The following is a 7,682-nucleotide window of genomic DNA, read 5'->3' as shown; positions in this document are numbered from 1 at the left end:
CCGCCGTCGCCGACGAACTCAACGACCGACCCCGCAAACGCCTCGGCTACCACACCCCACGCGAAATGTTCGCTAGCTTGCTCATCAACGACCTAACCAGCGTTGCAACCACCACCTGATTTCACCGCAAGTTAGTTTCCACCAAACGCCTTCCCTACAAGAGATCTCGCCCCATCTAGACGGGAACGACGTGCGCCACACCCACCCCCACGGATAGGTCCGAAGAGCCACCTATACAGCGAATTTCAGACGCAGGACACTAGACTGCTGTGGTGGTGAGGAGTCGGAAGGCTCGGGTGGACGACGTGCATGCGGTGGCGTCGGGGATGCCGCATGTGACCGTGGTGCAGGGCGGCGGGGAGAACCCGGTCTACCAGGTCGGCGGCAAGTCGTTCGTGTTCTTCCGGACGCGCCGGCCGGACGCCTTCGACCCCACGACCGGTGAGCGGTACGACGACGTGATCGTGCTCTGGGTGCCGGCCGAGGAGGACAAGCTCGCGCTGCTGTCGGACGAGACCAACCCGTTCTTCACCACCCCACATTTCGACGGCCATCTGTCCGTCCTCGTCCGCGCCGGCCGGCTGGGTGAAGTGACCTTGCAAGAGCTGACCGAGGTGATCCAGGACGCCTGGCTCTCCCGGGCCTCCGCCCGCCGGGCCAGCAGCTGGCTCGAGGAGAACCGACTTAGCTAGCGACCAGCACGTCGAACAGACCGTAGAAGGCGATTCCCAGCAGGGCGAGGGGGAGCAGGAGGAGGAAGCCGGTCAGGCGGTCGCGGGTGGTGTGGGACAGGGAGATCGGGGCGAAGATCGCGAACACGACCTCGACCCGGCCGGAGGTGTGTTTGTTGTCCACGTGCCAGAGGAGGTAGATGCCTTCGGCAAGGAGGACGGCGCTGACCAGGGCGACGGCGACGACCGGGCGGCTGACGTGCCACAACCGTGTTTCGCTCCGCTGGGACTCGCCGCCGGTGCTCCACCAACTCCCGGTACTACCAACGGCGCCGCCCGCTTCCCACCAGCTGCCCGCGACCCCGAAGACAGGTCCACCCACGATCGCGGCGACCAGCCAGACCGCCATGGTCGACGCGGAACTCGTGACGTCGTCGATGAAGCGCGCCGATACGTAGTACCCGGTCAAGGCGCTCATCAGAGTGAGGAAGCCGAGCAACGCCGACCAGCCGGCCGGCAGCCGTAGCCCGGCGGTCACCATGAAGGCGAAGATGACCCAGACGGCCCCCGAGTTGGCCAGGGTGTTCCAGTTGCCCGGCAGGTGGGCCTGCAGGTGCTGGGTGAGGAAGCCCAGCCCGAGCCCGACCACCAAGGCAACGACCACTGCCCTGACTACCCGTGCAGGATCGGTCACCGGATCAGTCTGCTGCACCGCACCGGGGCTCGGCGCTTCCGGCGCGCGGCGGAAATGGACCTCTCGCTGCGACACTTGGCTCTGTGAGCTATCCATCGCCGCCCGGCCCGCAGAATCCTCCTCCGCAGGGCGGTCAGAATCCGACGCCTGGCTGGCAGTCGCAGCCGTACCAGTCGCAATCGCAGCCGTACCAGCCGCAGGGTGGGAACTGGGCCGCGCCGCCGTACGGCGGACCGCCGCGCCGGAACCGGGCCGGCCTGATCATCGTCTTGATCGCGGTGCTGCTCGTCGCCGTCCTGGCCATCGCCGGCTTCCTCGCCTTCACGCTGACGGCCGGCAACGACGACGGCGGTACGGCTCCGGCCGCGCCACCACCGACCACGGGGAAGGTGACCCAGCCCGTGCCCTCGAAGACCGTCCCGTCCGCGGCGCCTTCCAAGATTCCGACCAAACCTGTGGCCAGCAAGCCCGTGACCAGCAGGCCGTTGCCCGGCACCGAGCGCGCGGCGCTCAACCTGGCGGTCAGCTTCATCGCCCGGCTCAACGCGGGCGACACCGACGGCGCGGTCGCGCTCACCTGCGCCGACACGAAGTCGACGATGCCGATCCTGGTCAACCTCTGGATCGCGGCGCCGACGAAACTGGCCGCCAGCGAGCCGGTGATCGGCCAGGACCCCTACCTGGTCCCCTTCACGGGTACCACCAAGGGCAGCAAGGTCAGCGGAACGATCATCACCCAGGGCCCCTGCGTCCGGATCTTCCAGCTGAAGACCAGCTGATCGCTCAGCCGGCCTGCACGGGTGCCAGGGAGCGAGCCGTCTCCATTAGGTCGGCGCCGGTGGGGAGCGTGGCGAGGATCGGGGTGTCGAGGCCGTTGGCGACGTACTCGTTGATCTGGGCCCGGCAGTCGGCGGCCGAGCCGTGCACGACCAGGTCGTCGATCACGTCGATCGGCACCGCGGCCATCGCGGCGTTCCGGTCGCCGGCGGCCCAGGCATCGCGCATCGGTTTCATCGCCTCGCCACGGCCTAGCCAGTCGTGGAAGGCGGCGTACCCGGGCACGGTCAGGTAGGTCGCGATCAGGAAGCGGCCGATGTTGCGCGCCATCTCGGCGTCCTCGGTGACGCAGACGAAGATCCGGGCGGCCAGCTCCTTGTCGTCACCGAGCTCGGCGCGAACCTGACGAATGTCACCGGCCGACAGCCAGTTGGTGATCGCGCCATCCGCCTCCCGGGCGGCCAGCCGCAGCATCTGCGGCCGGAGCGCGGCGAGCATGATCGCGGGCGGCACATCCGGCGCCTTCTCCAACCGGAACCGCTTGATCGTGAAGCTGTCGAACTCCCCGTCGACCTTCTCCCCCGCGAACGCCTGCCGGAGGAAGCGCAGTACGTCGCGCGTGCGGGCGAACGGCGGGTCGTACGCGATCCCGTTCCACCCGGTCACGATCGTCTCCGACGAAGCCCCGATCCCCAGCACGAACCGCCCGGGCGCGAGATCGGCCAACGCGGCCGCACTCATCGCCAGCGCCGCCGGCCCACGCGTGTGAACCGGTACCACCGCCGTCCCCAACCGCAACTGCTGCTCCCACTCGGAGGCCAGCACCAACGGCGTGAACGCATCCGCGCCGGCCACCTCGGCCGACCACAGATCGGTGTAACCCAGCGACGCCAGCTCGGTGATCAACGGTTTGTGGTCCCGGATCGGTACTCCGGTCAGCGGAACGGTCAGACCCCAGCGCATTTAGAACATCCTCTTCACCAGCGGCAGCGGCGCGTATCTCAGCACCCTTGCCATCAGCACCCAGGGCCACGATGGCACGAATGCCTTCGCCTTCTCCGCGTCGATCGCCGCCACCATCGCCCGGACACCGGGAACGGTATCGACGACGAACGGCATGGCGGCGGCGTTCTCGTTCAGTTCGGACTTGATGTAGCCGGGATAGATCGTGCTCACCTTGATCGGCTTCCCGAGCAGCTCCAGCTGGAGACCTTCGGCCAGCGTCGCCACCGCAGCCTTGGATGCGGCGTAGATCGTCATCGCCTTCGGCAGCCCCCGCATCGCCGCCACCGACGAGATGAAGACCAGGTGGCCCGCGTTCCTGCCCCGGAAGAGCTCCATCGCGGCCTCCGCCTGGGCCAGCGCCGCGACGAAGTTCGTCTGCGCGGTGATCAGGTTCGCGTCGAACCGGCCGGAGCCGAGCGGCGCTCCCCTGCCGATCCCGGCGTTCACGATGATCCGGTCCAGCGGCAGCTCGGCGTCGATCGCCCGGAACGTCTCGAACACGGCGTCGTGATCGTTCACGTCGAGGGTGTGGATCAGCACGGTGAGCTCGGGGTGGGCCGCGGTCAGCTCCGCCTGCAGAGCCTTCAGCCGGTCCTCGCGCCGGGCGGTCAGCGCCAGGTTGTGGCCCTTGGCGGCGAACTGCCGGGCCATCTCCTCACCGAGCCCCGAGCTCGCCCCGGTGATCAGGATGTTGCGTCGCATCAAGGTCGCCTTATCTGTAGGAGAGCAGTTCGGTGCCGTCGAGATGGCCGTGTTCGTTGTAGCTGACCAGGGTGAGCCCGCTACGCCCGGCGGTCACCTTGGTGATCGCGGTGTTGACGGTGACCGGGTTGAGCTTGAGCCACAGGCCGTCGTCACCGGCCAGCAGCCGACTGGTGACGGCAGCGATCGGGCCGCCCGAGGTGAAGACGATCGCCGTCTCGCCTTTGCCCAGACGGTCGGCAGTACGGCGTACTGCGTCTTCCGAGCGCTGGCAGAAGGCTGCGAACGACTCTGGATAGCCGGCACCGTCGCTGCCGGCCCACTGCTCCGTGGCAGCGCTGAACATCTCCTGGAACGCGCGCACCGGATGACCGGATCGGGCCAGATCAGCGAGCAGGACCGCGCGGCGCTTGTACGCGGGCTTGTACGCGACGATCACCTGGTCGTGGTCGAACTCGTTGAGCCCGTCGTCGACGTCGACCGGTACTTCGAGACCCGCTGTCCGCAACGCGATCTCGGCCGTCTGCGCGTGGCGGCGCATCGCCCCCGCGACGACGAGCGTCGGCTTCAGCCCGCGTTCGGTGAGCGCCTTGCCCAGTACTGCGGACTGCTGCTCACCTTGCGGCGAGAGCCGGTCGTAGTCGCTGCGCCCGAACGACGCCTGCGCGTGCCGGATCAGGTAGATGGTCGGCATTCAGCGACTCATGATCCGGCGGCAGCGGCGCTCGAGCAGGTTGACCGGCAGCCAGAGGTTCTTGAAGCGCGGGTTGCTGGTCTGCTTGTGGTGGTAGCGGTAGTAGATCTGCTGCGCGATCACCGCGAGCCGGAACAGCCCGAAGACCTCGTAGAAGGCCCAGTTCGACGCGTCCAGCCCGGACTTCTCGCAGTAGTAGCGGACGATCTCGTCGCGGCTGATCATCCCCGGCACATCCGACGGCTGCAGCCGGAACCGGCGGAAGGCCCAGTCGTCGTCGGCCTGCACCCAGTAGGCGAGCGCGCTACCGAGGTCCATCAGCGGGTCGCCGAGGGTGGCGAGCTCCCAGTCGAGCACGCCGACGATCTTCAGCGGGTCGTCGGGCGCGAGCACGACGTTGTCGAGCCGGAAGTCGTTGTGGATCACGCAGATCCGGACGTCGGCGGGCTTGTTGGCCTCGAGCCAGGCCATCACCTTCTCGAAGCTGGGCACGTTCCAGGTCTTGACCTTGCGGTACCGCCCGGTCCAGCCGGTCACCTGCCGCTCGACGAACCCCTCGCCCTTGCCGAGATCCCCGAGTCCTGCCTTCTGTGCATCCACCTGGTGGAGGTCGACCAGCGTGTCGATCAACTTGTACCCGAGCTGCTTCGTCTGCTCCGGCGTCAGGTCGACACCCAGCTCGGAGCGCCGCGGGATCGTACCGGCGACCCTCTCCATCACGTAGAACTCGGACCCGATCACGGCGTCGTCGGTGCAGTGGGCCACCATCCGTGGCACATACGGGAAGACCGGCGCCAGCTGTTGCTGGATCCGGAACTCGCGGCCCATGTCGTGCGCGCTCTTGGCCTTGGTCCCGGCCGGCGGTCGCCGCAGGATCAGATCCTGATCGGCGTAACGCAGCAGATAGGTGAGGTTGGAGGCCCCGCCGGCGAACTGCCGTACCTCGGGCAGCCCGGTCGGCAGCGTCGTCTGCTCCCGAAGCCAGGCATCCACCACTGGTACGTCGAACGCGTCCTCGTCGCGGACCGTACGGGCGCCCTCGACCGAGCCTTGGTCCACTGCCATCAGCGCTCTCCGGCAGCCTGCTTCGTCGCCGCGCTCTCGGCCCGGTCCCGCGCTCGCGCCGCGATCTTGCGCATCTGGCGGTCGTACAGCGGGCGGGCGAAGCGCTTGGTGCGCCACGCCATCAGGGCCGGGCGGTCCGGAATGATCAGGAACTGCTGCTTCTTGATCCCGGCGATGACGTTGCCGGCGATCTCGTCCGCGGTCCGCGGCGACTTCTCGATCAGCTTGCGGGCGGTGGCGCGCATCTCGGTGTCGTCGCCCTGGAGCGAATCGGCCAGGTTGGTCTTGAAGAAGGACGGGCAGACGACCGACACGGTCACACCGTACGGGTGCAGCTCGTGCGAGAGCGTCTCCGACAACGCCACCACACCGGCCTTGACCGTGTTGTAGGAGCTCATCATCGGCGGGTGCACGAGGCCGGCCGCCGAAGCGGTGTTGACGATGTGACCGGAGCGCTGCCGCTTGAGCATCGGCGTGAAGGCGCGACAGCCGCGGACGACGCCCATCAGGTTGATGTCGACGACGCGGTCCCACTCGTCCAGCGACTCGACGTCGATCCGGCCGCCGGTCGCGATCCCGGCGTTGTTCACCAGGATGTCGAGCCCGCCCCAGTTCTCCTCACACCAGGCGACAGCCTTGTCCCAGTCACCGGCATCGCGCACATTCAGCTGCCGGTACTGCGCGCCGGCCGGCGGCGGCGACTCCGCCGCCACATCGGTACTGAGCACTTGGTGGCCGTCAGCAACGAACCGGGCGACGAGCGCCGCCCCGAGCCCACTAGCGCCACCGGTGACGAGAACCCTGCTCATTCGGACTCCTTGTACTTCGCCAGCTCGATCTTCGCGACCACACCACGATGCACCTCGTCCGGCCCGTCGGCCAGTCGCAGCGCCCGCGCACTCGTCCATGCTCCCGCGAGCGGGAAGTCGTCGGACAGCCCGCCGCCGCCGTGCAGCTGGATCGCCATGTCGATCACGTCCTGCGCCATCCGCGGGACGGCGACCTTGATCTGGCTGACCTCGCTCAACGCGCCGGCCAGTCCCTTGGTGTCCAGCAGGTACGCCGTCTGCAGCACGAGCAGGCGCGCCTGATTGATCGCGATCCGCGCGTCGGCGATCCGCTCGCGGTTGCCACCGAGGTTGACCAGCGGCTTGCCGAACGCGGTCCGGCTGGTACCGCGCTTGATGGCGAGCTCGAGCGCGTGCTCGGCGAGCCCGATCAGCCGCATGCAGTGGTGCACGCGACCGGGACCGAGCCGGCCCTGGGCGATCTCGAACGCGCGACCGGTACCGACCAGGATGTTCGAGGCGGGCACCCGGACGTCGGTGAACGAGACCTCGCCGTGGCCGTGCGGTTCGTCGTACCGGCCCATCGCGGGCAGCAGCCGCTCGACCTTCACACCGCGGGTGTCCCGCGGGACGAGGACCATCGTGTGGCGCGCGTAGCGGTGCGCGTCGGGGTCGGTGAGACCCATGAAGATGAGCAGCTCGCAGTCGGGGTGACCGACGCCGGTGCTCCACCACTTACGGCCGTTGATGACGACCTCGTCGCCATCGAGGATCGCGGTGGCGGCCATGTTGGTCGCGTCGGAGGAGGCGACGTCGGGCTCGGTCATACAGAACGCCGAGCGGATCGTGCCGTCCAGCAACGGCTCCAGCCACTGCTGCTTCTGCTCGGCGGTGCCGTAGCGGAGCAGGACCTCCATGTTGCCGGTGTCGGGAGCGTTGCAGTTGAACACGTACGGCGCGACGAACGAGCGACCGGTCAACTCCGCGATCGGGGCGTAGTCGAGGTTGCTCAGGCCTGCGCCGTAAGCCTCGTTCCCTGGCTCGGCGGGTGGCAGGAACAGATTCCACAGACCCTGTTTGCGCGCCTTCGCCTGCAGCTCCTTGAACGCGGGCTGCGGTTGCCACGGATCGGCGGCGGCCTTCGTCGCGGCGTGCAGCTCAGCCTCGACCGGCTCGATCTCGGTCCGGATGAACTCGGCGACCTGCTCGATCAATTCCTGCGCCCTGGTGGACGGTTCGAACCCCATCACGTCTCCCCAATCACTTCTCCTGGCGGCTTCCTTGAC

General features: G+C 68.1%; 9 protein-coding genes. 2 read left to right on the top strand and 7 right to left on the bottom strand.

Features of this window, described 5'->3' with window-relative positions; all coding sequences use genetic code 11:
• Nucleotides 1-272: 272 nt before the first annotated feature.
• A complete protein-coding gene (locus G3I17_RS17185; RefSeq protein ID WP_343238334.1) occupies nucleotides 273-692 on the top strand; it encodes an MmcQ/YjbR family DNA-binding protein in 420 nt (139 codons plus the stop codon).
• Here the strand turns inward: G3I17_RS17185 and G3I17_RS17180 are convergent.
• Nucleotides 685-1,365 (bottom strand): DUF6518 family protein, encoded by a 681-nt coding sequence (locus tag G3I17_RS17180; RefSeq protein ID WP_164597287.1) that lies wholly within the window; start codon nucleotides 1,363-1,365, stop codon nucleotides 685-687. The genes G3I17_RS17185 and G3I17_RS17180 overlap by 8 nt on opposite strands.
• A gap of 83 nt (nucleotides 1,366-1,448) precedes the next feature.
• Between G3I17_RS17180 and G3I17_RS17175 the strand changes: the two genes are divergently transcribed.
• Complete coding sequence (locus G3I17_RS17175; protein ID WP_164597285.1) at nucleotides 1,449-2,144, top strand: hypothetical protein; 696 nt, start codon at nucleotides 1,449-1,451, stop codon at nucleotides 2,142-2,144.
• A gap of 4 nt (nucleotides 2,145-2,148) precedes the next feature.
• Here the strand turns inward: G3I17_RS17175 and G3I17_RS17170 are convergent, their stop codons facing one another.
• Genes G3I17_RS17170 through G3I17_RS17145 form a run of 6 tightly spaced genes read right to left on the bottom strand, consistent with a single transcriptional unit; the run spans nucleotide 2,149 to nucleotide 7,643 of the window.
• Nucleotides 2,149-3,105 carry an LLM class F420-dependent oxidoreductase gene (locus G3I17_RS17170; protein WP_164597283.1) on the bottom strand — a complete coding sequence of 319 codons (957 nt, stop codon included), beginning with the start codon at nucleotides 3,103-3,105 and terminating at the stop codon, nucleotides 2,149-2,151.
• On the bottom strand, nucleotides 3,106-3,849 hold the full coding sequence (locus G3I17_RS17165; protein ID WP_164597281.1) for an SDR family oxidoreductase: 744 nt from the start codon (nucleotides 3,847-3,849) through the stop codon (nucleotides 3,106-3,108).
• Nucleotides 3,850-3,859: 10 nt separating this feature from the next.
• Nucleotides 3,860-4,543 (bottom strand): histidine phosphatase family protein, encoded by a 684-nt coding sequence (locus tag G3I17_RS17160; protein WP_164597279.1) that lies wholly within the window; start codon nucleotides 4,541-4,543, stop codon nucleotides 3,860-3,862.
• A complete protein-coding gene (locus tag G3I17_RS17155; protein ID WP_164597277.1) occupies nucleotides 4,544-5,608 on the bottom strand; it encodes a phosphotransferase family protein in 1,065 nt (354 codons plus the stop codon).
• Nucleotides 5,608-6,417 carry an SDR family NAD(P)-dependent oxidoreductase gene (locus tag G3I17_RS17150; protein WP_164597275.1) on the bottom strand — a complete coding sequence of 270 codons (810 nt, stop codon included), beginning with the start codon at nucleotides 6,415-6,417 and terminating at the stop codon, nucleotides 5,608-5,610. The genes G3I17_RS17155 and G3I17_RS17150 overlap by 1 nt, the downstream gene beginning before the upstream one ends.
• Nucleotides 6,414-7,643 carry an acyl-CoA dehydrogenase family protein gene (locus tag G3I17_RS17145; protein WP_164597273.1) on the bottom strand — a complete coding sequence of 410 codons (1,230 nt, stop codon included), beginning with the start codon at nucleotides 7,641-7,643 and terminating at the stop codon, nucleotides 6,414-6,416. Before G3I17_RS17145 ends, G3I17_RS17150 begins: the two co-directional genes overlap by 4 nt.
• Nucleotides 7,644-7,682 lie beyond the last annotated feature (39 nt).

The organism is Streptomyces sp. SID13031 (assembly GCF_010548305.1).
In the GTDB taxonomy this organism is placed as follows: Bacteria; Actinomycetota; Actinomycetes; order Propionibacteriales; family Kribbellaceae; genus Kribbella.
Note: the sequence above shows the minus strand (reverse complement) of the source record. Positions and strands in the feature narration are given on the sequence as shown.

Coding starts and splice junctions, on each gene's coding strand:
- G3I17_RS17145 (WP_164597273.1), bottom strand. CDS start 7,643: ATGGGGTTCGAACCGTCCACCAGGGCGCAGGAATTGATCGAGCAGGTC.
- G3I17_RS17155 (WP_164597277.1), bottom strand. CDS start 5,608: ATGGCAGTGGACCAAGGCTCGGTCGAGGGCGCCCGTACGGTCCGCGAC.
- G3I17_RS17170 (WP_164597283.1), bottom strand. CDS start 3,105: ATGCGCTGGGGTCTGACCGTTCCGCTGACCGGAGTACCGATCCGGGAC.
- G3I17_RS17165 (WP_164597281.1), bottom strand. CDS start 3,849: ATGCGACGCAACATCCTGATCACCGGGGCGAGCTCGGGGCTCGGTGAG.
- G3I17_RS17160 (WP_164597279.1), bottom strand. CDS start 4,543: ATGCCGACCATCTACCTGATCCGGCACGCGCAGGCGTCGTTCGGGCGC.
- G3I17_RS17150 (WP_164597275.1), bottom strand. CDS start 6,417: ATGAGCAGGGTTCTCGTCACCGGTGGCGCTAGTGGGCTCGGGGCGGCG.